Origin of the sequence: Luteibacter sp., from assembly GCF_009912395.1 — a bacterium.
GTDB lineage: Bacteria > Pseudomonadota > Gammaproteobacteria > Xanthomonadales > Rhodanobacteraceae > Luteibacter.
This window is the reverse complement of record NZ_WNDO01000015.1, coordinates 98,359-120,018: the sequence shown is the minus strand read 5'-3', so window position 1 is coordinate 120,018 and position 21,660 is coordinate 98,359. Positions and strand designations below refer to the sequence as shown.

The window sequence follows — 21,660 nt, the reverse complement described above, 5'->3', positions numbered from 1 at the left end:
GATGGCAAACCGACTCCAGCCACCCGACCGTGACGCCGACGTCCCGGTCTGGCGCCAGATCGAACAACAGGTGCTCCGGCAGATCCATGAGGGCACCCTCCGTGGCGGCGAGCGCCTGCCCTCCGCCCTCGAACTCGCCCGCCAGCTCCAGGTCAACCGGCACACCGTGCGTCGGGCACTGGACGCCCTGGAAGAACGTGGCGTGGTGCATGCCGAGGCCGGTCGCGGGCTGAGGGTGCGCGAGGAGTCCTACGACTACGCGATCGGTCGGCGCACCAGTTTCAGCCGCAACATGACCAATCTCAACGTCAGCTCCGGCAACCGGGTGCTGGGCACCGCGCTGGTCACCCCGCCCCGCCGTGTCGCCGAATCGCTGGCCCTGGCGCGTGGCGAGCGGGCGTGGTGGATCGAGTCCTCTGCCCATGCGGAGGGCCGAGTCCTGGACCACGGCCAGGCCTGGTTCCCCGCCGTGCGCTTCCCCCGGCTCGACGAGGTGTTCCAGCGTACCGGCTCGGTCACGCGTACGCTGGCGGAATTCGGGGTGACGGACTATTTCCGCTCCTATACCCGCGTCACCGCCCGTCTGGCGGGCATGACGACGGCGCGCATCCTCGAGCAGGCCGCCGACCTGCCCGTGCTGGAAGTCGAATCGCTGAACGTGGACGCGCAGAATCAGCCCGTACAGTACGGGCTGACCTGCTTCGCGGCGGAGCGCGTGCAATTGGTGCTGTCCACCCCGGAGGCGGTCAGCCGTTGACGGCGACCGCCAGCGTTTCCCGCTCAGCGCGCACACGCCCCGCGACGATGTCCTCGGCCAGGCCGAACGACAGCGTCATGCCAAGCCCACCACCACCGACACCGTTCACCACCGTCACGCCCGGCTGCGCTTCCAGCACCAGTTCGCTGCGTGTCGCATCGGTGAGCTTGGCGTAAGTGCCGTGCCAGGTCTGCCTGACGTTCCAGTGCGGCAGGTCGAGCACCCCACGCAGGTAGTCGACGATGCGGCCGTTGATCGCCGTCTCGTCGAACGGATCGAGCGTGTGGCCATACTCGTGCGAGTCACCCACCGTGATCTCGCCCAGGCCGTTCTGCGCGGCCATGACGTGGATGCCCAGCGCCATGAGGTCCGCGTGTTCGGCGGCAAGGCGGCGGCGAAGACCATCGATACCCGGCAAGCCATGAAAACCGCTGTAGTGCGCCATGGTGAGGCCACCGCACACCACCGGCCCTAGCTGGAACGATGACGGCTGCGATTCCAGGCGCAGCATTTGCAGCTTGCACTTGGTGATGGCCTGGCGCTCGTAAAGTTCAGGAAACAACGTCTCGAAATCGCTGCCACCCGCCACGTAGATGGCGTCGGCCGCATAACGCCGGCCACCGCTCCACACGTACGGATGCTCCACACGTGTTACCGCCTGGCGCCAGTGGAAGGTCACGCCATAACGTGCCGACAACCAGGCGGGCATCGCACGAATCGCCTCGCGCGGATCGACGACCAGCTCGTCGTCGCTGACCAGGGCGCCCCGCAGCCCCTTCGCCACGAGACCCGGGGCATGACGCAACGCGCCGGCCGCGTCGACCGCGCGACAGGGCCGAATACCCTCGTTGGCGGCCGCATATTCGTTCATCACCTGCCATTCGTCGTCGTGCCAGGCCGCGACCAGGCTACCCGACGGCGCGTACCACGTATCCGTTTCGTCGCAGAACTGGCGCCAGACCGCGCGTGAGCGCAAGGCGCGTTCGTAGATCGCGCCGTTGGTCACGCCGATGGGCCACACCGTACCGAAGTTGCGCACCGAAGCGCCGACGGCACGCTCGTGGCGATCGAACACCGTGACCTTGTAGCCGGCCTCGGCCAGCGCGCGGGCGAGCGCGAGGCCGACGATACCGGCGCCGACGACGATCGCGCCGGGTTGCTGCGTATGACTCATAGCGAATGACGTTCCATGGGCAGGGAGGGAATCGGTGCGATGGACTCGCCCTTGCGTGCTTGCCGCCAGAACCAGCGGGCCGCAAGGCCATTGAGAGCGAGTCCGAGCAGGCAGGCGAGCAGCACGGCCTGTTCGAAGAATCGGATCCAGTCGAGATGCAGTCCGGCGAACGCCTTCACCAACAGCACGCCGACACTGCCGAGGTAACCGGCGGCATCCGCGATGCACATCACGAAGGATGCCGTGCCGACGACGCGGAACGTCGCCATCATCCGCTCGAAGTACACGCCGTTGAGCAGGATGTAAGGCAAATAAAGGCCAAAGCCGACCAGCACCATCCACGTCAACGGCGGCAGGTGGCCACGCTCGAACGCCAGCGTGGCGAGCACGACGCAAAACAATCCCACCGCGACCATCGCATGGTTCAGCATGAGCGCACGCATGTTGTCGCGTACAAGGCTGAGCGCGGCCGTGCAGAGCAACACGCCGATGCCGATAGGCGTGTCCACCTGGCCGAATACCCAGGCGTCACGGCCAAAGCCGAGCTCGCGAAAGATCTCCGTGTCGAAGTTCTCGCGGAAGTCACGCAACACCGTGAGCAATACGTAGAGCGGCACGATCAGGAGCAGGCCCGGCAGGAAACGCCGGACGAAGTTGCGGCGCGCCTCGGCATCCATGTTGCCGCGCGGAGCGCGCGCGGCGATGTCATCGGCGTCGGGACCCGGCAGGCGGGAAAGCAGGCGAAGGGACAGCAGCAACGGCGGCACGAACACCAGGCCGGTAAGGAACGGCATCCAGTGCGCGCTCACGCCAGCAAGTAGCAAAGCCTTGCCCACGCCCTTCACCACACCCGAGGCGAAAATGAAGCTCGACGAGAGAATGGCCCCCATCAGCTCGGTCGCGCGCCGGCCTTCGATGTAGCCGAACACCAGGCCCCACACCATGCCCAGCGGCATGCCGTTGAGGAACAGGAAGGCGATACCCAGCGTGGGCGGCACCAGCGCGAAGCCCAGCAAGGCCAGCCACGCCAGCCCGATCAGGCCAAGGATGGCCACGCCTCGCTTCTCACCCTGCCACTCCGGCACGAAGCGAAGGCCCAGCATCTTGCTGAGGGCATACCCCAGTACCTGGGCGATCACCAGCCAGATCTTGTAGTCCAGCCCCAGCCAGCTCATGCCGTCGTAGCTGGCCGCGCTAAACGGCTTGCGGAAGGCATACATGCACGAGTACACGCAGAACGCGGCCAGCCCGGCGAGCACGGGCATGAGCACCCGCGCCTGCCGCGAAGACAGGCTCGCGAACCAACCGCCGTTTCGTGTCGTCATAAGGGCCTCCGTCAGGATGGAAGGCATCCTCGCGAGGCACTGTGGCGCCCGGGTGACGTGGGCACCGACAGTCCGGAAAACTGTCTAGACGATCACACATTCAGCTTCTGAAACAGCGTGTTAGGCCCATCTCCTAGCGAACCCGCCTGACCCCACGTACCGCCGATGTACGTCATGCGATGACGGCGGGCGCCGCTTACTTGCAATCATCGCAATTTGCGATATTCTTCTTCCCAGAGCTTACGGACCAAGCTTCCATGCGGGTTATCAGCAATCGACGACTTGTCGACTTCGCCTACCTCCACCCCGATGCCGGCCCCTCGCTTCAGTCATGGAGAAAACTGCTCGAGGCAAGACCCTACCTGGGCTTCAACGAGCTTCGCCAGGTCTTCGGTAGCGTCGATGTCGTCGGCGACCGTTTCGTCTTCGACATCCGCGGCAATCGCTACCGGTTGATCGTCGCCATCAGTTTTCCCGCGCAGATCTGCTACATCAAAGCCGTGCTGACGCACGCCGAGTACGACCGAGGTCACTGGAAATGAAGCCGAAACGTGTCATGGAAAACATCGTCACCTATTGGGATGCCTTCAGCGCGGCCTCCGGCCTCAGGCACATCGACACCGAGGACGACTACGATACGGCGACCCAACTGGCCGACGCCCTCGTGGAGGAAGGCGCCATCAACGAGCGCCACCCACAGCATTCGCTCTTCCTGCTCGTCTCCGACCTCATCTACGCCTACGACCAGCGCCACTACCCGCAACGCGAGGTGCATGGCGTGGACCTGCTCCGCTTTCTCATGGAACAGCACGGTCTTCGCCAGAACCAGCTACCGGAGATCGGCACGCAAAGCGTGGTGTCGGAGATCCTCTCGGGCAAGCGCGAACTCACCGTCAACCACATCCGAGGCCTGGCCGAACGTTTCCACCTGAGCCCGGCCGCCTTTTTTTGACAAAACAAGGGCCTAAGCCCCTAATTTTCTGACATTTTCCGGGTTCATCCTGTAGGAGCGCGCTTGCGCGCGATCGCGCGCAAGCGCGCTCCTACACGAGGGCTTCGGGGCTTGTATAATCGGCCGCTTGAAGCACGGTGGGAGAAGCGGACGGATCCGCTGCCGAAGGCGCAACGCCCGTAATCGCTCAGGCTCCCATACCACCGCGCGAGACATCACTCTGGAGAGACCGGTTCGATCCGGCGCCGAAGGTGCAAGGGGTTCCCACCCCCAAACTCTCAGGCAAAAGGACAGAGGGGCGCCCCACGTGCCGGCACGGCACGTTCTTTCGGATGCCTCCAACGCCATGAGCCAGAAAACCTCTCCCTCGCTGCGTGACCTCGAGAACCACGGCGCGTTCATCGAACGCCACATCGGTCCCAACGACGCCGAGATCGCCGAGATGCTGTCCGTGGTCGGCCATGCGTCGCTCGACGCGCTGACCGACGCCATCGTCCCCGGCTCGATCAAGTCGCCCGCGCCGCTCGCCCTGCCCGCGGCCGTGACCGAGGAAGAAGCGCTGGCCAAGATCCGCGCCGTCGCCGACCGCAACCAGGTCTTCCGCAGCTTCATCGGCCAGGGCTACTACGGCACGCTCACGCCGAACGTCATCCTGCGCAACGTGCTGGAGAACCCGGCGTGGTACACGGCCTATACGCCGTACCAGGCCGAGATCTCGCAGGGTCGCATGGAAGCCCTGATCAACTTCCAGACGATGGTCACCGACCTCACCGGCATGGACATCTCCAACGCCTCCCTGCTCGACGAGGGCACCGCGGCGGCCGAGGCCATGACCCTCGCCAAGCGTTCGGCAAAGTCCAAGTCCAACACCTTCTTCGTGTCGAAGGACGTGCACCCGCAGACGCTCGAAGTCCTGCGCACGCGCGCCGACGGCATCGGTATCGACGTGCATGTCGGTGACGACGCCGAGGCCGGTTCCGTCGACAGCTTCGGCGTGCTGTTGCAGTACCCGAATACCTTCGGCCGCATCAACGACTACAAGGCGCTGGCCGAGGCCACTCACGCGCGCGGCGCGATCGTCTGCGTGGCCACCGACCTGCTCGCCCTCACCCTGATCGCCTCGCCGGGCAGTTGGGGTGCGGACATCGTGGTCGGCAACACGCAGCGCTTCGGCGTCCCGTTCGGTTTCGGCGGCCCGCACGCCGCATACCTCGCCTGCCGCGATGCCTATAAGCGCTCGATGCCGGGCCGTCTGATCGGCGTGTCGCTCGACACCGAGGGCAAGCCGGCCTACCGCCTCACCCTGCAGACCCGTGAGCAGCACATCCGCCGCGAGAAGGCCACCTCGAACATCTGTACCGCGCAGGTGCTGCTCGCCGTCATGGCCAGCATGTACGCCGTGTACCACGGTCCGGAAGGCCTGCTCCGCATCGCCCGTCGCACGCACCGCTTCGCCGCGATCCTCGCCGGCGCGCTGGGCAAGGCCGGCGTGACGGTCGGCGGCCACTTCTTCGACACGCTGCACGTCACCGGTGTCGACGCCAAGGCGATCCACGCCAAGGCCGAGGCCGCGAAGATCAACCTGCGTGCGATCGACGCCGGTTCGCTGGGCATCAGCCTCGACGAGACCACCACCCGCGCCGATATCGTCGCCATTGCCGCCCTGTTCGGTGCCGACGCGAGCGACATCGACGCGCTGGACGCCGCCACCGCCGACGCCCTGCCGAATGGCCTGCTGCGCGACGTGGACTTCCTCCAGCACCCGGTGTTCAACACGCACCACAGCGAACACGAGCTGCTGCGCTACCTGCGCGGTCTCGCCGACAAGGATCTCGCGCTCGACCGCACGATGATCCCGCTGGGCTCGTGCACCATGAAGCTCAACGCCACCGCCGAGATGATCCCGGTGACGTGGCCCGAGTTCGCCAACATCCATCCGCTGGCCCCGGCCGCACAGTCGCAGGGCTACAAGCAGCTCATCGACGAGCTGGAAGCCATGCTGGTCGAGTGCACCGGCTACGACGCCGTGAGTCTGCAGCCGAACTCCGGCGCGCAGGGCGAATACGCCGGCCTGCTGGCGATCCGCGCCTACCACCGCTCGCGCGGCGAAGGCCATCGCGACATCTGCCTCATCCCCGAGTCGGCCCACGGCACCAACCCGGCCTCCGCGCAGCTGTGCGGCATGCAGGTGGTGGTGACCCGTTGCGACGCCAACGGCAACGTCGATGTCGAAGACATCCGCAAGAACGCCGAGAAGTACTCCGACCGCCTCGCCGCGATCATGATCACCTACCCGTCCACGCACGGCGTGTTCGAGGAAGACGTGGTCGCCATCTGCGACATCGTGCACACGCACGGCGGCCAGGTGTACACCGACGGCGCCAACATGAACGCGCTGGTCGGTGTGGCCAAGCCGGGCAAGTGGGGTTCGGACGTCTCGCACCTCAACCTGCACAAGACCTTCTGCATCCCGCACGGCGGTGGCGGCCCGGGCGTGGGCCCGTGCGCGGTCAAGTCGCACCTGGCCCCGTTCCTGCCGCGCACCTTCGGTGGCGAGGGCGACGTGGGCATGGTGAGCGCCGCCAGCTTCGGCTCGGCCTCGATTCTGCCAATCTCCTGGATGTACATCACGCTGATGGGCACCGAAGGCCTGCGCAAGGCGACCCAGGTCGCCCTGCTCAACGCGAACTACATCGCCACGCGCCTCGCGCCGCACTACAAGACGCTCTACACCGGTCGTAACGGCCTGGTGGCGCACGAGTGCATCCTCGACCTGCGTCCGCTCAAGGACGTCACGGGCGTGGGCGCCGAAGACGTCGCCAAGCGCCTCATCGACTTCGGCTTCCATGCCCCGACCCTGTCGTTCCCGGTCGCCGGCACGCTGATGGTGGAGCCGACCGAGAGCGAATCGCAGCACGAGCTGGATCGCTTCATCGACGCGATGATCCAGATCCGCGAGGAAATCCGCGCGGTGGAAGACGGTCGCCTGGACCGCGAGGACAACCCGCTGCGCAACGCCCCGCACACGGCCACCATGGTCACGGGCAGCGAGTGGTCTCACGCCTATCCGCGCGAACTGGCCGCGTTCCCGCTGCCGTCGCTGAAGTTGTCGAAGTACTGGCCGCCGGTGTCGCGCGTGGACAACGTCTACGGCGACAAGAACGTGATGTGCGCCTGCATCCCGGTCGACGCGTACAAGGAAGACGTCGAGGCGTGATAGAACTGTAGGAGCGCGCTTGCGCGCGATCGCGCGCAAGCGCGCTCCTACAGGGGCGACCAATACGGACTGGTCCAGGCCCTTAACGCCTCCAGGAACACCCGCAACCGCGACGGCATGAACCGTCGCGTCGGATACACCGCGTGCACCGGGATGATCGGCGACGACCACGCCGGCAGCAGGCGCAGCAGTTCCCCGCTGGCCAGTCGCTCGTCGCAATAGCCCGATGGCAGGAAGCCGATGCCGTGGCCGCGATACACGAACGCGCTCACCGAATGGAAGTCGCTGCTCGACAGCGGACCGGTGACGCGCACCTTCACCGACCGACGCCCCTTCACCAGCACCCAGTCCGCCTCGTTGTTGCGCACGCTCAGCAACACGCAGGCATGCGAGGCCAGCGCCTCGGGACTCGCGGGCGTGCCATGGCCTGCGACGTAATCCGGCGACGCCACCAGGTAGCGCACGCTGTCGCCAATGCGTTGCGCCACCAGCGACGAATCCCGCAGCTCACCGAAACGGACACCGACGTCCACGTTTTCCGCGATCAGGTCGACGAAGGCGTTGGTCACCGACAGTTCCACTTGGATGCGCGGATAGGCACGCATGAAGTCCGAGACGAAGTCGAAGAACGGCGTCTGTCCCAGCACCGCAGGCACGGACACGCGTAGCAGACCCTCCGGCTCGCGCTGGGTCTGGGTAAGCGCCCGCTCGGCGTCCTGCAACAACGCCAGCGGCTCGCCGCAGGCTTCCAGGTAGGCGCGCCCCTGCTGGGTCAGGCTGAGCTTGCGCGTACTGCGCTGGAGCAGGGTCACGCCCAGGACGGCCTCCAGTTCCCCCACCCGCCGGCTCACCGTAGATACGGGCATGGCGAGCGAACGCGCGGCTCGCGAAAAGCTGCCCAACTGGGCGACGCGGACAAAAATGGCGATGTCGTTGAGGTCGAGCATGGCCTATCTTTCCACCAATGGGAAAGACATTCCATATCTTCCCGTCTAATCAAGCAATCCAGCGCTTCCCATACTTCCCTCCAGTCAACCCACCATCGACTGGAGGCAGTCATGAAAACCATCGTCATCACCGGGGCATCGCAGGGCATCGGCGCCGGTCTGGTCAACGCATTCCTGGAACGCGGCTACAACGTGGTCGCCACCTCGCGGAAGGTGAGCGCCTCCCGCGAGTTGCTGACCTCGGACCGCCTGGTCCGCATCGACGGCGACATCGCCGATCCCGCCACGGCTGACGCCGTGCTGGCCGCGGCCGTCGACCGCTTTGGCGGCGTGGACGCGCTGGTCAACAACGCCGGCATCTTTATCGCCAAGCCCTTCGTCGACCATACCGTCGAGGACTACCGCCAGTTGCTCGCCACCAATGTCGACGGCTTCCTGCACCTGACCCAGCGCGTGATCGCCCGGATGCTCCGGCAGCGCACTGGCGGCAGCATCGTGAGCATCACGACGCCGCTGTCGGACCACCCCATCGCCGGCCTGAACGCGGCCGTGGCGATGATCACCAAGGGCGGCATCGAGGCAGCGTCGAAGAGCCTGGCCCTGGAATACGCCGGCGAGGGCATTCGCGTGAACACGGTCGCGCCGGGCGTGGTCGACACGCCACTTCACGAGAACAACCCGAAGGACTTCTTGGCCACGCTGTCGCCCATGCACGGCATTTCCAGCGTGCAGGAAGTGGTGGACGCCGTGGTCTTCGTGACCGAGGCACCGCGTGTCACCGGGGAGCAGGTCCGCGTCGATGGCGGCGCGCACCTGGGCAAGTGGTGAGCACCGGGGCCGAAGGGCGGCTCGCCGCCCTGGGATTGACGCTTCCCCCGCCACCCCAACCCTTCGGCAGCTACGTGGAGGCGGTGCGAATCGGCGCGATGGTGTACTTCAGCGGGATGCTGCCCGCCGTGGGCCACGATCTCCCGGTGCTGGGCCGGGTTGGCGCCGAGCTGACGACCGAACAGGGGCACGACGCCGCCCGGATGGCGGTGTTGAGCGCCCTGGCGGCAGCGAAGGCGTTCCTAGGTTCGCTGGACAAGGTGACCCGGGTCGCGAAGCTCGGGGTCTACATCGCCACGGTCGGCGATTTCCGGGAACACCCCCGGGTAGCCGACGGGGCCTCCGACGTACTGCGGGCGGTATTCGGCGATGAGCTGCTCTCGGGCCGCGTGGTGCTGGGCGTGGCAAGCCTGCCGCTGGGCGTTCCCGTGGAGCTGGAGCTGCTGCTGGAAGCCGCCGACTGAGGCGATTCCGTACGCCTTCGCATTCGCCTCATTGAGCTTTGTCTTAAACTTCGCTCCCTACCCCGCCGCGCTTCGCGGCGGGGTCCATTCCAAGGTGAGCGCATGACCCAGGAAACCCATCGCGACGAAAGCCTGCTCGGCCTGCTCAAGGGCGTCGAGAAGTTCAGCCACAAGGTCTTCCAGGAGAACAAGCCCCTGTTCGACGAGCTGGCCGGCAGCCAGAGCCCGCACACCCTGTTCATCACCTGCGCGGACTCGCGTGTGGTCCCGGAAATGATCACCCAGACGGAACCGGGCGAACTGTTCGTCTGCCGCAACGTCGGCAACATCGTTCCCGCCTATGGCGAGATGATGGGCGGCGTGTCGGCTGTGGTCGAGTACGCGGTGACCGTGCTGAAGGTGAGCAACGTGGTCATCTGCGGGCATACGGACTGCGGCGCCATGAAGGGCCTGCTCAATCCGGATTCGACGAAGGACCTTCCCACGGTCGAGGCGTGGCTGCGCAACGCGCAGGCCGCGAAGAGCACCGTGTTCGCCCGCAAGGTCGACGATGCCGACATTCTCCAGGCGACCATCGAGGAAAACGTGCGCCTGCAGCTCGATCACATCCGCACGCATCCCAGTGTCCGCGCGAGCAACCAGATCACCCTGCAGGGTTGGGTCTACAACATCGGCGATGGCAGCGTCACGGTGCTGGACGAGCACGAAAACCGCTTCGTGCCCCTTGCCGCCGCCATCAAGCGCGAGAACCACGCGTGATCCTGCCGGGACGCGCGCACCTCGGCCATATCCTGCGCTATGTCGGCCGGCCACTGATCTGGCTCCTGGCGTGGGACGTGGCCGTCACCGCGTTCTGGTACTTCATCCATCCGCGCTGGGCGGAGTTTCCCGCCCTGCCGGTCACCCTGCTCGGCTCGGCCGTCGCGGTGTATCTCAGCTTCCGCAACACCACCGCGTATGCGCGCTGGTGGGAAGCCCGCACGTTGTGGGGCGCGATGGTCAATGCCTCGCGCACCCTGGCCCGCGAGGCGCTGACCCTGATTCCCCAGCGGGACGTGGCCGCGACGGTGGCGCACCGGCAAATCGCCTACGTCCACGCGCTGCGCATGCACCTGCGCCGCCAGTCTCCATGGGACGACCTGACCAACCGCCTGCCCGCCGAGGACGTGGAACGCCTGCGCAGCGTCACCAACGTGCCCAACGCGATCCATGCGCGCACGGCGACGATCATCGCGGCGGCAAGACCGGAGCCGATCCTGCTCGCCACGCTGTCACGCACGCTAAGCGACATCTCCAATGCCCAGGGCGGCATGGAGCGGATCAAGAACACGCCGCTGCCGCAGCAATACGCGACCTACCCGGAAATCTTCACCCACGGTTTCTGCCTGCTGCTGCCGCTGGGCCTGGTCGAGACGCTGGGCCTGTATACCCCGCTCGGCTCGACCGTCGCCGGTTTCCTCTTCCTCGCCCTGCTGCAGATCGGCAACGACATGCAGAACCCGTTCGAGAACCTGGAAGACGACGTACCGCTCACCACGCTGACCCGCGCGATCGAGATCGACCTGCGCGACGGTCTCGGCGAGTCGCATGGCCTGGAACCGGTGAAGCCGGTGGACGGCATCCTCTGGTAAGCCTCAGAAGCGATAGGTGCGAACCTCGTCGCCGCGCTGCACCGAAAGTTCGAAACTCCGCTCGTCCAGCGAATGCACGGCCTCGACCACCACGCGGTCGGCGCCAGCGGCAAGCTGTTCCGCGTGTTCGCGAATGCCTTCCGGCAAGTCCGCAAGGCCGATGAGGAATTCCACCTCGGTCGCTTCATGACGGCGGAATTCCACCGTGACCTCCTGGCCGAAATCCTTCAGCCGGGCATCGGTGCCGCCGGTCACGCGTTCGGTGCCGATCGAAATGCCGTGCAACTGCGCCAGCGAGTGACCGGCCACGCCTGTCATCGCCACGCCCGCCGCGACCATCGAGCCGTAGGCCAGCCGACGGAACAGCGCCTCGCTCAGTAGCGGCAGGAGGCGGCGCACGCCGAAGGTGGATACCACGGCGGCCAGGGCCAGCACGGCACCCGCCAGCAGCGCGTCGCGGGTCACCAGGCCAAAGACGACGTACAGCGCGAGCTTGAGCAGGTGCAGGATGATCTCGTTGGCCGCGCGCGTGGCGACCACGCGCTCCTTGCTCAGGCCGTAGCGCATGTAGAAACCATTGAAGAGCAGGCCCACGGCACCGGTCAGGCCCGATACGAAACCCGCGCACAAGCCGATGACACCCAGCATGCCGGACGACGGTGCCCGCCTCGCGACGATCGCTGCCGGCCGGCGCCAGAGCATCGGCAGATTGACCAACAGGAACACGCCGATCAGCAATTCCGCGTAGACCGGGCTCACGTGTCCCAACAGCCACGCACCTAGGCAAGCCCCCGGCAACGAGAACGGCACGAACCAGCGAACGATGCGCCATTCGACATGGCGCACAAACAGCCCGATCCGCGCCACCGAACTCACCGCGCTGCCCATCGACAGCGCCACGGGCACCTGGGCCATCGGCAGCCCGATCCGCAGGATCGGCATCAGCACGAGCCCTGCGCCCCCGCCACTCACGGCACTGAGGGCGAAGGCGACGAGCGTGGCGACGAAGACGAGGGCGAGAAACATCGGGGAAGGTTTGGCGACCGGTAATGCGCAAATCATCCGGCCGGCCACTTAGGGGAACCTTCGGCACCAGGGCATGGCGTTCAGCGGGGAGCTTGCCAGCGGCCGCCCAGCGCCCGGAACACGTCGATCTGTGCATCGGAAACGCGCGCCGTGACAAGGGCGAGATCGGCCTGTGCCAGCACCAGCGTTCGCTCCGCATCGAGCGCGGCAAGCGTATCGACCTGCCCTTCCCGTCGCTGGGCGCGGGTGATCTCCGCCGCCCGCCTGGCATGGTCCAGCGCGGTGCGCAGCGCCTCCTGTCGCTCCAGGGTATAGGCGTAGCCGGACAGCGCCGTCTCCGTTTCCTCGAGCGCGCGAAGTACCGTCCGGTCGAACATCGCCAACGCTTCCTGTTGGTCCGCCTGCGCTTCCGCGATCCGCGCACGAACTGCCGCACGATTGATATCCCAGGTGATCAACGGCCCCAGCATCCACCGCAATGGACCGGTGCCGAACAGATCCCCAGTGCCCCCACCCGTCGACCCCAAGGAACCACCGAGGCTGATCCGTGGATAGAGGTCGGCCGTGGCGACGCCAATTCGCGAGGTCGTCGCCGCAAGGCGTCGTTCCGCTGCGTGAACATCGGGTCGTCGGGCCAGCAACCGGGCACCGTCGCCGACGGGAATGGACTGGTCGAGAACCAGCGGAAGGCTTCGCTCGGCGGCGATCGCCGGAAGATCGGCCGGTGCTCTCCCCGTCAGCGTCGCCAGCCTGAAAAGCGCGGCTTGTCGCTCGGCCTCGATAGACGCCGCCTCCGCTCGGCGTTGGTCCCGAAGCGCGGCGGTACGCGACGCTTCCAACGGTGTCGTCAGTCCGATATCCGCCCTGCGCGTCATGATGGCGACGCTGCGATCCAGCAGATCGACATCCGCCTGCTCGATCTGCAGGCGCGCGAGCGCCGATGCCGCGTCGGCATAGGCACGCGTCGTCTCGGCCACGACCGCGATGCGCGTGGCGTCCACATCGGCGGCGGACGCCGCAGCCTCGTCGCGCGCCGCCTCCACGCGACGGCTTACCCTGCCGAACATATCCACTTCATAGGCGACATCGAGCCCCAGGTCGATACGCCGCCCCTGGCGCGCATTGCCCGGGATGGTATCGACAGCACTTGTCCGACCGTACGTGGCGCTCGCGTCGAGCGTCGCCGTGGGCCGTTCCGCCGACGCCGCCTCGCGAACGGAAGCGCGCGCACGACCCAGCCTTGCCACGGCGACACGCACATCCGTATTCGCCGCCAACGCGTCCTCGATCAGGCGATCCAGCACCGGATCCCGGTACAAGCGCCACCAGTCGTCGACCGGATCCGCGGAATCGACGGCGTGGGATGTTGCGAAGGCACCCTTGGCGGACGCGGGTATCGAGGGACGTGTGTCATCGGGACCTACCGCGCAGCCCACCAGGCCCAGCGCGATACCGGCCAGTAGAAGATAGCGCATCACGTATTCTCCTGTCCGATCATCGGGGACACCCGTTTGCCGCGACGGCCTGCGCGCTGTTTCGCCCACTCGGACATGTCCCGGCACATGACATAGAAGGTCGGCGTGAACAGAAGGCCGAACCCCGTCACGCCGAGCATCCCGGAAAACACGGCCGTTCCCAGGGCCTGTCGAAGTTCCGCGCCCGCGCCTTTGGCGACCAGCAACGGAAGCGTGCCCAGCACGAAGGCGAAGCTCGTCATGAGGATCGGCCTGAGTCGCTCCCGCGCGGCAATCACGGCGGCCTCCTGCACCGATGCGCCGTCGCCTTCCGCCTGCCGGGCGAATTCGACGATGAGGATGGCGTTCTTGGCCGCCAGCGCGACGAGTACGACGAGCCCGATCTGGGTGAGGACGTTGTTGTCCATGCCGCGCAGGTTCACGCCCAGCATCGCCGAGAGAAGGCACATCGGCACGATAAGGATGACGGCGAAAGGAAGCGCGATGCTTTCGTACTGCGCGGCCAGCGCCAGAAAAACGAAAACCACGGACAGGCCCAGCACGAGCAACGCCGTGTTGCCCGCGGCCTCCTGCTGGAAAGCGATGCCCGTCCATTCCCTGCCATATCCTCTCGGCAAGGCCTCGTCGGCCGCATGCCCCATCGAGGCAAGCGCCGCGCCGGACGAAACGCCAGGCTGGGTGTCGCCATCGACCGCCACCGCCGGATGGAGGTTGTAGCGCATGACCCGATAGGGGCCGGTGTCGTCGCCGAACGTAGCGACGGCTCCGATAGGCACCATCGCACCGGAGTCGGATCGCGTCTGGAGATTGGCGATATCGGCCTTGGTCCGGCGAAATGATGCCTCCGCCTGTGCAGTCACACGAAACGTCCTGCCGAGCAGGTTGAAATCGTTGATGAAGGTGGACCCAAGATAGACCTGCAAGGCCTCGAAGACACGGCCCGGCGGCACGCCCAGCATCTGCGCCTTGACGCGGTCGATGTGCGCGGTCACCCGTGGCGTGGCCGTTTCGAAGAACGTGTATACGCTGGTCAGTCCCGGAGTCGCATTGGCCTTGGCGATCACCGCCTGGGCGGCTTTCTCCAGGTTCCGATAACCGTCACCGTCCTGGTCCTCGACCATGAGTCGATAGCCACCGGCCGACCCGATGCCTCGAATCAAGGGGGGCGTCACGATCATGATCCGGGCACCTTGGATGTCGGCCGTCGCCTTGCGCGCCTTGTCCAAAAGCTTGTCGAGCGTCCACCCGTGGCGCGCTCTCTCGTCGTAGTCGTCGAGCATAAAGAAGGCTGCGGAGGAACTGGCCGCCCGCGTCTCGGAAGGACCATCCACGCCGGAGAAGCCGATGCTCGTCTTGATGCCAGGAATGGGAAGGACTCGTGCGGAAACCTCCTCAAGCAAGGCCTCCGTGCGCGCCGCGGACGATCCGGGTGGCAACTGGATGGCCGCGATGAAATAGCCCTGGTCCTGCGCCGGAATGAATCCAACGGGTGTCACCCACAACAACCCGCCCGCGGCCACGATGAGGCCGACGTAGACGACCAGCATGGCGCGAGGTCGGCGCACCAGACGCGTCGTCAACCGCCCATACCGTTCGCTTGCCAGATCGAACGCGGCGTTGAACCGGTTGCCTGCCGCGTCGACGATGCGCATCCAGCGATGACGCTCCCCTGCCACCGCGTGCGGCTTGAGCAGGAGGGCGGCGAGCGCCGGCGAAAGCGTCAGCGATACGAGCAAGGAAATGACCGTGGCGGTGGATATCGTCACGGCGAACTGTTGGTAGAACGCCCCCGACAGTCCACTCATGAAGAGCGTCGGAAGAAACACGGCGCAGAGCACCAGAACGATACCGACCAGGGCACCCGATACTTCATCCATGGATAGGCGAGCCGCCTCGAGGGCGGATTGTCCCTGCTGGATGTGACGCTCGACGTTCTCCACCACCACGATGGCATCGTCCACGACGATACCGATGGCCAGCACCAGGCCGAACAGCGAAAGGTTGTTGAGCGAGTAGCCCGCGCCTGAAAGCACGATCGCGGTACCCACCAGCGAAATGGGGATGGCCAGCACCGGAATGATCGCCGCACGCCACTTCTGCAAGAACACGACGACGACCAGGGTGACGAGGATCACCGCCTCAAAGAGGGTACGGACCACCTCGTCGATCGATTTCTGGATGAATTCGGTCGGGTCGTACGCGATCTTGTAGGTGAGTCCCGCGGGGAATCGCGCGGAAAGACGCTCCATGGCCGACCTCACACCTTCGGAAGCGGCCAGTGCGTTCGATCCCGGCAGTTGCACCACGCGGATGACCACCGACTTCTCGCGACCGAGATACGCCGACAGGCCATAGTCTTCCGCCCCAGGCTGCACCGTCGCCACATCGGATACCCTGACCTGCCGTCCATCGGCATCGGTACGAATCACGACATCGGCGAACTGGGACGGCTCGGTGAAGCGTCCCTGCGTCTGCACGTTGAGCTGGAACGCATCGCCGTCGGACGGCGGCTGACCCAGCGTGCCGCCCGCGACCTGCACGTTCTGGGACCGGAGCGCGGCGACGATGTCACCGGCGGTCAGGCCAAGGGCGGCCGCACGGCGGGGATCCAGCCATATACGCATATTCAGTTCGCGGGATCCAAAAAGCTCGGCGTCGCCGACACCTTCGATACGCAAGAGCTCATCGCGAACGTGGGTCAACGCGTAGTTCGAGATATAGGCTTCGTCCAGCGAGTGGTCCGGAGAGATCAGATTGATGGCCAGCAGGATGTCGGGCGCCGTTTTCTTCGTGACGACGCCGTACCGCTGCACCTCTTCCGGCAAGCGCGGGATGGCCACCGCCACCCGGTTCTGGACCAGGTTCTGCGCGTTGTCCAGATTCGTTCCCTGCCGGAAGGTCACGGTGATGACCAGGCGTCCGTCACCCGTCGACTGCGACGACTGGTAGAGCATGCCGTCGACGCCGTTGATCTCCTGCTCGATCGGCGCCGCCACCGTGTCGGCGACGGTCTCCGCCGAAGCCCCCGCATAGGTGGCGGTCACCTGCACGGTCGGCGGTACGATGTCGGGATACTGGGCGATCGGCAAGACGGTGTAGCAGATCGCGCCGAGAATGGTGATGACCGTCGCCACGACGGCGGCGAAAATCGGCCTGTCGATGAAAAAGCGAGAGAAGCGCATGCGCTAGGTCTCCTTGTGGGAACGCGCGAGGCAAGGCTTCCGCCCGCGTGAGCGCAGAGGGCGATTCATGGCGTCTGAATCGTGGCGGCGCCCGCCTGGGGCACGGTGACGGCGTCGCTGATCGCCCGAGGCTGCGGAGCGATGTTGCCGACGTGCGGCTGCACTTTCTGTCCCGACTGGACAAGCTGCACGCCGCTGATGACAACCCGGTCTTCCGGTTTCAGTCCCGCCCTGATCACCCTGAGGCCATCGACCAGCGCACCGAGTTCAACGGCACGCGTCGCGACAACATCACCACCGGTCACGACGAATACCACCTTACGGGTCAGGTCACTCGATATCGCCGTGTCGGGGACCAGCAAGGCGTGATGCGTGCCCGCCATGGGCAAGCGCAAGTCACCGAACATGCCCGGCGTAAGGAACAGGTCGGGATTGGCGAAGGTCGCACGTATCCGCATCGTGCCGGACCGGGAATCGAGCGTGTTATCGGTGAAATCCACGGTGCCATGCCTGGTATATGTCGCCTCGTCCTGTAGACGAATCTCCACGGGCAAGGACGCCTCCCCTGCGCCCCGCTGCCGTTTCATCTTCATGAAAAGCGCTTCGGAGCTGGTGAACGAAAAATAGATCGGATCGAAGACGTTGATGGTCGTAAGAAGGGTTCCCGAGGCACCTGCGATCACCTGGTTACCCGCATCGACACGCCGATCGGACACCGTCCCTCCGACAGGCGCACGTATGCGGGTGAACTCCAGATCCAGTTCGCGTGCCCGCACCGTGGCTTCCGCCTTCGCAACCGCCGCTGCGGCCCTTTCGACGGACGCCTTGAGGTCATCGATGTCGTTCTGGGAGACGGCGTCGTCACCGCGCAGGCGCATGGCCCTCGCCGCGTTCGTGCGCGCGAGCGTCAGGTCGCCATGAGCGCCCGCCAGCGTTGCCTTCGCTTCTGCCAGTAACGCCTCATACGGGCGAGGATCGATGGTGAAAAGGAGTTCTCCGGGGGTGACCACCGCGCCATCGCGAAAGTGCACGCCGGTCACCTGCCCCGATACGCGAGGGCGGATCACGACAGATCGACTCGGCTCGAAGCGGCCGATGTAGGTATCCCATTCGCGTACGTCGCGCTGGAGAGGCGGTGCGACAGTGACGACGGTCGTCGCCGATGCGGGAGGTTTCTCCTTGTGGCCGAGGTGACCGACAAGGAGCCATGCGGCAAACACAAGCATCAGCGCTCCCCCTATCACCCTTCCCCGGCGTCCGCGCCCCATGCGCTTGAACCGGGACGTACCTGTCTGTTCGTCATTCATCGATGCAACCTTCCTCGTCGGCGGCCGTCATTTCCGGGTTCGGCCCCCATTCGTCATGTAGATAAGCAGGCGGTGCCCAGGGAGCGGCCTTCGTCAGGCTCAGCCCGTGGCGGGCCATCGTTGTTTCAAGCCAAAGGCGATCAGGACGACCGCGACCGCGGTGAGAAGCACATCGGCGACCAGCGCGGCATGGATGCCGCCCAGCAGGTCGGCGCGCATGGTCATCACGGCCGCCAGGGCAGGAATGTCCACGGTGGATCCGACACGCTGACTCGTCGTCATCAGTCCCGAAGCCAGTCCCTTGCTGGCTTCGGGGATTCCGGACGTGGCGATCACGGATGCCGCCACCACCGCCGTGATATGGCCGAAGAAACCGATGAACAGCGCTGGCACCAACAAACCCATGTAGAGGGTGTCGGAGCCAAGGAAGATCAACGGAGCGGTGAGCCCGCCCTGGACAAGCAAGGCCAGGAGAAGCACCCGTCGTGCACCGCGCCGGGCGATGGTGCGTCCCGCGAGGACGCCGGCGACGATCGATGCGGTACCCGGGATGCCGAACACCAGGCCGGTCGCGAACGGTCCCAGATGCAGGGTCTCCTGCAGATAGAGCGTCACGAGATAGATCAGCCCGGCCTCCATCGAAAAGATGGTGAGTACCGCCACGTTGCCCCAGCGCACCTGCGGCCATGACAGCATCTCGATGGCGACCAACGGCATGGGCGCGCGCCGCTCGATGCGGAAGAACAGCACCAGCGTCGCGACACCGATCGCAAGCGCACTCCAGGATTGTTCCGTGAAGCCGAAGACGAGCGCGACGAGTCCGATCGTCCCCGATAGGGCTCCGGGAATATCCAGGCGAAGGCCATCGCGCGAACGCGAATCCGGAACGACGAACGGCGTCAGGATCAAGATGGCAAGTGCGATGGGGACGTTGATGAAGAACGCCCAGCGCCAGCTGAGCACATCCACGAGCATCCCGCCGGCGAGGGCGCCGAACGTAAAGCCGCCCGAAAGCAGCGCGCCGTTCAAGCCCAGCACGCGCGCACGCTGCCGCTCGTCGTCGAATGCGGTAATCAGCAAGGCCAGCCCCGCCGGCCCTGTCATGGCCGTGGCGATTCCTTGCAGCACGCGAGCCGACAGGAGAAGGATAGGACCGGTCGCGACACCACCCAGGAACGACGACACGGTCAACAGCGCCAGGCCGACCAGAAACATCCTGCGCAAGCCGTACAAGTCGCCCAGGCGCCCGAAAAGCAAGGACAAGCCCGCGGCGGGCAGCGCGAACGACGTGGCGATCCACGGGTATTGGCTCACCGTCAGCCCGACAGCTCGCCCGACGTCGGGCAATGCGACGTTGAGGATCGAGAAGTCGGCGGACAGCATGAAATTGGCGCCGAGCAAAAGAACGGCGACGAGCCGCTGCCGCGCCGTCATCGGTGGCGCTTCGCTCGTGCGCTCCGTCGTGAAATGAGGCATCTCCATGGCTATATCGCCCCTCTCATCGATGACCGGACGCGTCGCGCCGTGCGGGCGAACCGCAGCGTGCGAAGGATCGGCTGAAGGCGTAGCCGGAACTGACCAGTTCGCGAGCGTCGTCCAGGCGCATCGATTCGTAGCGACGAAGGGCGCCCCCGACATCGCCGCGAACCCGCCCGGCTTCCAAGGCACCCGCCAGGGCCTGGGCGTCCCACGCCGACGCGTCGAACCCCTTTCCCGTCATCGGCGAGGGCACGTGAGCGGCATCGCCCACAAGGCACACCCTTCCGTGACTCAGGCGTGGGGGCATGTATTCGCCGACAGGCGTTCCGATCACGGTGCGCCGGGCAAGGCAATGAAGGATCGCTTCGCGCCACGGATCGGGCCAGATCGCCTCCGCTTCGTCCATCAACGCGCGGTACGTTGCCTCTGTGAGGTCGTCGGCTCGCAGGGTCCGGCGCACCACATCGCCGACGACCGCGCCGCTGGCCCGCAGAAGGTCGTTGCGACCGGCGTCATACCAGCCGAAACCCAGGCGTCGACGACCCGCAGCCTGCGATCCATCCGCACCGGGTAGGTAGTAGGCGTTGAGGCAATAGTCCCGCTCCTCGAGGATCGCGAGTTGTGCCGGCCACGGTGCGGCAGCAAGTTCACGCTCATCCACGATCCCCAGCCAGATGAGATACCCGGCGAACATGGCCTCGGGCCGGTCGGGTGCCACGTGCCGACGCACGACGCTGGCATGGCCGTCGGCACCCACGACGACATCACCTGTCACGACTTCGCCGCCCTCCGTGACCGCCCACGCGGCGTCCTCGTCCTGGTCGACCCGCGCCACGCGCTCCAGCGTGCGAACGCGGATGCGGGAATCGGTTTCGACGATGGCGCGCAAGGCGGAATGGACATCGGCCCACGCCTGCGGGCCCGACGGAAGCGTGCGCCCCACGGCGTCACGCCCCATCAGGCGCCGGAGAAGTCCCTCGGCGACGGGCAACGCCGCGCCCCCTCGGTCCTTTCCGTTCGAGCGTTCCAGCACAGTCACGTTCATTCCGATGTGGGACAACGCCAGAGCGCTCATCAGGCCCGACAACGAGGCGCCTACGACGACGGCCGTGCCGCCGCTAGCGTGAAATGGGTGGTTCATCTGCCCGATCCTGTATTATGCGAAGGGTCACTACGTTTAGATTAACGTAGACACCCTACGTTTAACAAGGAGTCTTTCGGTGTGCCCGCGATCCCCCCCTCCAAACCGACCCGTCGACCACGCGCCGACGGCGAGCGCAACCGGCTGCTCCTGATCGACGCCGCCAAGCGCATCTTCGCCGAAAAAGGGGCGGCGGCGAGCCTCGAACAGGTGGCGCGCGAGGCCAAGGTCAGCATCGCCTCGCTCTACCGGCACTTTCCGACCCGGGACGACGTGATTTCGGCCGTGTATCGACAGGAGGTGGACGCGCTCATCGGGGCCGTCGACAGCCTCGCGGCGACACACGATCCGGAAGCCGCGCTGCGCGCATGGCTGATGCTTTTCGTCAACTTCCTCGATGCCAAGCACGGCATGGCCGAGGCGATGAACACCCTCATCGGTGGGCCGGAGGACCTCTACAGCAAGACGCCGGATCGACTCGTCCTGCCGATCACGGCACTGGTCGGACGCGCCGTCGAAGCGGGGGTATGCCAACCCGACGTGGAGCCGCTGGATCTGCTTCGCGCGCTTTCGGGCGTGGCGACCATCCGGGTGACCGAAAACTGGAAATCCTCGGCGGTTCGGATGGTGGAACTGCTGGTCGCGGGCATGTCGACAAGGACCACCGGCCGCGACACGCGATAAAGGCCTCAAAGGGATCCGGCGGCAGGCCCCCTCCGGCCGCCAACCGCAGCAAATACACCCCGCCCCCACTC

The 21,660-nt window shown here is 66.0% G+C and carries 18 protein-coding genes and 1 riboswitch; of the genes, 9 read left to right on the top strand and 9 right to left on the bottom strand.

The genetic code is table 11. The features are described from left to right. Position 1 precedes the first annotated feature (1 nt). Positions 2–757, top strand: coding sequence for a phosphonate metabolism transcriptional regulator PhnF (phnF, locus tag GAK28_RS14535; RefSeq protein ID WP_291780488.1), 756 nt, complete (start codon positions 2–4; stop codon positions 755–757). On the opposite strand, the gene GAK28_RS14530 is transcribed toward phnF, so the two are convergent. Together GAK28_RS14530 and GAK28_RS14525 are read right to left on the bottom strand one after the other, a co-directional pair. Beyond that, entirely contained in the window at positions 747–1,931 is a 1,185-nt protein-coding gene (locus tag GAK28_RS14530; RefSeq protein WP_291780486.1) for a TIGR03364 family FAD-dependent oxidoreductase, read from the bottom strand. The two genes, phnF and GAK28_RS14530, sit on opposite strands and share 11 nt — an antisense overlap. After that, complete coding sequence (locus GAK28_RS14525) at positions 1,928–3,256, bottom strand: DUF5690 family protein (protein WP_291780483.1); 1,329 nt, start codon at positions 3,254–3,256, stop codon at positions 1,928–1,930. The genes GAK28_RS14530 and GAK28_RS14525 overlap by 4 nt, the downstream gene beginning before the upstream one ends. Positions 3,257–3,513: 257 nt before the next feature. Here GAK28_RS14525 and GAK28_RS14520 point away from each other — a divergent pair, with 257 nt between their 5' ends. The 3 genes from GAK28_RS14520 (at position 3,514) to gcvP (ending at position 7,425) form a co-directional block, all read left to right on the top strand. Further along, a complete protein-coding gene (locus GAK28_RS14520) occupies positions 3,514–3,798 on the top strand; it encodes a type II toxin-antitoxin system HigB family toxin (protein WP_291780480.1) in 285 nt (94 codons plus the stop codon). Beyond that, positions 3,795–4,208 carry a hypothetical protein gene (locus GAK28_RS14515; RefSeq protein ID WP_291780478.1) on the top strand — a complete coding sequence of 138 codons (414 nt, stop codon included), beginning with the start codon at positions 3,795–3,797 and terminating at the stop codon, positions 4,206–4,208. Before GAK28_RS14520 ends, GAK28_RS14515 begins: the two co-directional genes overlap by 4 nt. A gap of 210 nt (positions 4,209–4,418) precedes the next feature. Then, a riboswitch (glycine riboswitch) is annotated at positions 4,419–4,512 on the top strand. 42 nt (positions 4,513–4,554) lie between these two features. Further along, on the top strand, positions 4,555–7,425 hold the full coding sequence (gcvP, locus tag GAK28_RS14510; protein ID WP_291780475.1) for an aminomethyl-transferring glycine dehydrogenase: 2,871 nt from the start codon (positions 4,555–4,557) through the stop codon (positions 7,423–7,425). A 47-nt stretch (positions 7,426–7,472) separates the two neighbouring features. On the opposite strand, the gene GAK28_RS14505 is transcribed toward gcvP, so the two are convergent. Further along, complete coding sequence (locus GAK28_RS14505) at positions 7,473–8,372, bottom strand: LysR family transcriptional regulator (RefSeq protein ID WP_291780470.1); 900 nt, start codon at positions 8,370–8,372, stop codon at positions 7,473–7,475. Between the two features lie 111 nt (positions 8,373–8,483). Between GAK28_RS14505 and GAK28_RS14500 the strand changes: the two genes are divergently transcribed. The 4 genes from GAK28_RS14500 (at position 8,484) to GAK28_RS14485 (ending at position 11,295) form a co-directional block, all read left to right on the top strand. Beyond that, positions 8,484–9,200, top strand: a complete 717-nt coding sequence (locus GAK28_RS14500) for an SDR family oxidoreductase (protein WP_291780467.1) — start codon at positions 8,484–8,486, stop codon at positions 9,198–9,200. After that, a complete protein-coding gene (locus GAK28_RS14495) occupies positions 9,197–9,664 on the top strand; it encodes a RidA family protein (protein WP_291780462.1) in 468 nt (155 codons plus the stop codon). Before GAK28_RS14500 ends, GAK28_RS14495 begins: the two co-directional genes overlap by 4 nt. Positions 9,665–9,766: 102 nt before the next feature. Beyond that, a complete protein-coding gene (locus GAK28_RS14490; RefSeq protein WP_291780459.1) occupies positions 9,767–10,423 on the top strand; it encodes a carbonic anhydrase in 657 nt (218 codons plus the stop codon). Then, positions 10,420–11,295 carry a bestrophin family ion channel gene (locus tag GAK28_RS14485; RefSeq protein ID WP_291780456.1) on the top strand — a complete coding sequence of 292 codons (876 nt, stop codon included), beginning with the start codon at positions 10,420–10,422 and terminating at the stop codon, positions 11,293–11,295. The genes GAK28_RS14490 and GAK28_RS14485 overlap by 4 nt, the downstream gene beginning before the upstream one ends. Before the next feature lie 3 nt (positions 11,296–11,298). Here the strand turns inward: GAK28_RS14485 and GAK28_RS14480 are convergent, their stop codons facing one another. From GAK28_RS14480 to GAK28_RS14455, 6 genes are all read right to left on the bottom strand, one after another. Next, the gene (locus tag GAK28_RS14480; protein WP_291780454.1) at positions 11,299–12,321 is read right to left on the bottom strand and encodes a sulfite exporter TauE/SafE family protein; all 1,023 of its coding nucleotides are present in this window, start codon (positions 12,319–12,321) and stop codon (positions 11,299–11,301) included. Between the two features lie 80 nt (positions 12,322–12,401). Beyond that, entirely contained in the window at positions 12,402–13,796 is a 1,395-nt protein-coding gene (locus GAK28_RS14475) for a TolC family protein (protein WP_291780451.1), read from the bottom strand. Next, positions 13,796–16,978: a multidrug efflux RND transporter permease subunit gene (locus tag GAK28_RS14470; RefSeq protein ID WP_291780449.1), complete on the bottom strand. Its 3,183-nt coding sequence runs from the start codon at positions 16,976–16,978 to the stop codon at positions 13,796–13,798. The genes GAK28_RS14475 and GAK28_RS14470 overlap by 1 nt, the downstream gene beginning before the upstream one ends. 65 nt (positions 16,979–17,043) lie before the next feature. Then, positions 17,044–18,204: an efflux RND transporter periplasmic adaptor subunit gene (locus tag GAK28_RS14465; RefSeq protein WP_291780447.1), complete on the bottom strand. Its 1,161-nt coding sequence runs from the start codon at positions 18,202–18,204 to the stop codon at positions 17,044–17,046. Positions 18,205–18,384: 180 nt separating this feature from the next. After that, the gene (locus GAK28_RS14460; protein WP_291780443.1) at positions 18,385–19,767 is read right to left on the bottom strand and encodes an MFS transporter; all 1,383 of its coding nucleotides are present in this window, start codon (positions 19,765–19,767) and stop codon (positions 18,385–18,387) included. Positions 19,768–19,783: 16 nt separating this feature from the next. Next, positions 19,784–20,905: an FAD-dependent monooxygenase gene (locus GAK28_RS14455; RefSeq protein ID WP_291780440.1), complete on the bottom strand. Its 1,122-nt coding sequence runs from the start codon at positions 20,903–20,905 to the stop codon at positions 19,784–19,786. Between the two features lie 81 nt (positions 20,906–20,986). Between GAK28_RS14455 and GAK28_RS14450 the strand changes: the two genes are divergently transcribed. Beyond that, positions 20,987–21,589: a TetR/AcrR family transcriptional regulator gene (locus GAK28_RS14450; RefSeq protein ID WP_291780438.1), complete on the top strand. Its 603-nt coding sequence runs from the start codon at positions 20,987–20,989 to the stop codon at positions 21,587–21,589. Positions 21,590–21,660: the final 71 nt, after the last annotated feature.

Excerpts from the sequence above, each read along its gene's own strand:
- phnF (WP_291780488.1), top strand. The coding sequence starts at position 2 with ATGGCAAACCGACTCCAGCCACCCGACCGTGACGCCGACGTCCCGGTC.
- GAK28_RS14530 (WP_291780486.1), bottom strand. The coding sequence starts at position 1,931 with ATGAGTCATACGCAGCAACCCGGCGCGATCGTCGTCGGCGCCGGTATC.
- GAK28_RS14525 (WP_291780483.1), bottom strand. The coding sequence starts at position 3,256 with ATGACGACACGAAACGGCGGTTGGTTCGCGAGCCTGTCTTCGCGGCAG.
- GAK28_RS14520 (WP_291780480.1), top strand. The coding sequence starts at position 3,514 with ATGCGGGTTATCAGCAATCGACGACTTGTCGACTTCGCCTACCTCCAC.
- GAK28_RS14515 (WP_291780478.1), top strand. The coding sequence starts at position 3,795 with ATGAAGCCGAAACGTGTCATGGAAAACATCGTCACCTATTGGGATGCC.
- gcvP (WP_291780475.1), top strand. The coding sequence starts at position 4,555 with ATGAGCCAGAAAACCTCTCCCTCGCTGCGTGACCTCGAGAACCACGGC.
- GAK28_RS14505 (WP_291780470.1), bottom strand. The coding sequence starts at position 8,372 with ATGCTCGACCTCAACGACATCGCCATTTTTGTCCGCGTCGCCCAGTTG.
- GAK28_RS14500 (WP_291780467.1), top strand. The coding sequence starts at position 8,484 with ATGAAAACCATCGTCATCACCGGGGCATCGCAGGGCATCGGCGCCGGT.
- GAK28_RS14490 (WP_291780459.1), top strand. The coding sequence starts at position 9,767 with ATGACCCAGGAAACCCATCGCGACGAAAGCCTGCTCGGCCTGCTCAAG.
- GAK28_RS14480 (WP_291780454.1), bottom strand. The coding sequence starts at position 12,321 with ATGTTTCTCGCCCTCGTCTTCGTCGCCACGCTCGTCGCCTTCGCCCTC.
- GAK28_RS14475 (WP_291780451.1), bottom strand. The coding sequence starts at position 13,796 with ATGCGCTATCTTCTACTGGCCGGTATCGCGCTGGGCCTGGTGGGCTGC.
- GAK28_RS14470 (WP_291780449.1), bottom strand. The coding sequence starts at position 16,978 with ATGCGCTTCTCTCGCTTTTTCATCGACAGGCCGATTTTCGCCGCCGTC.
- GAK28_RS14465 (WP_291780447.1), bottom strand. The coding sequence starts at position 18,204 with ATGCTTGTGTTTGCCGCATGGCTCCTTGTCGGTCACCTCGGCCACAAG.
- GAK28_RS14460 (WP_291780443.1), bottom strand. The coding sequence starts at position 19,767 with ATGGAGATGCCTCATTTCACGACGGAGCGCACGAGCGAAGCGCCACCG.
- GAK28_RS14455 (WP_291780440.1), bottom strand. The coding sequence starts at position 20,905 with ATGAACCACCCATTTCACGCTAGCGGCGGCACGGCCGTCGTCGTAGGC.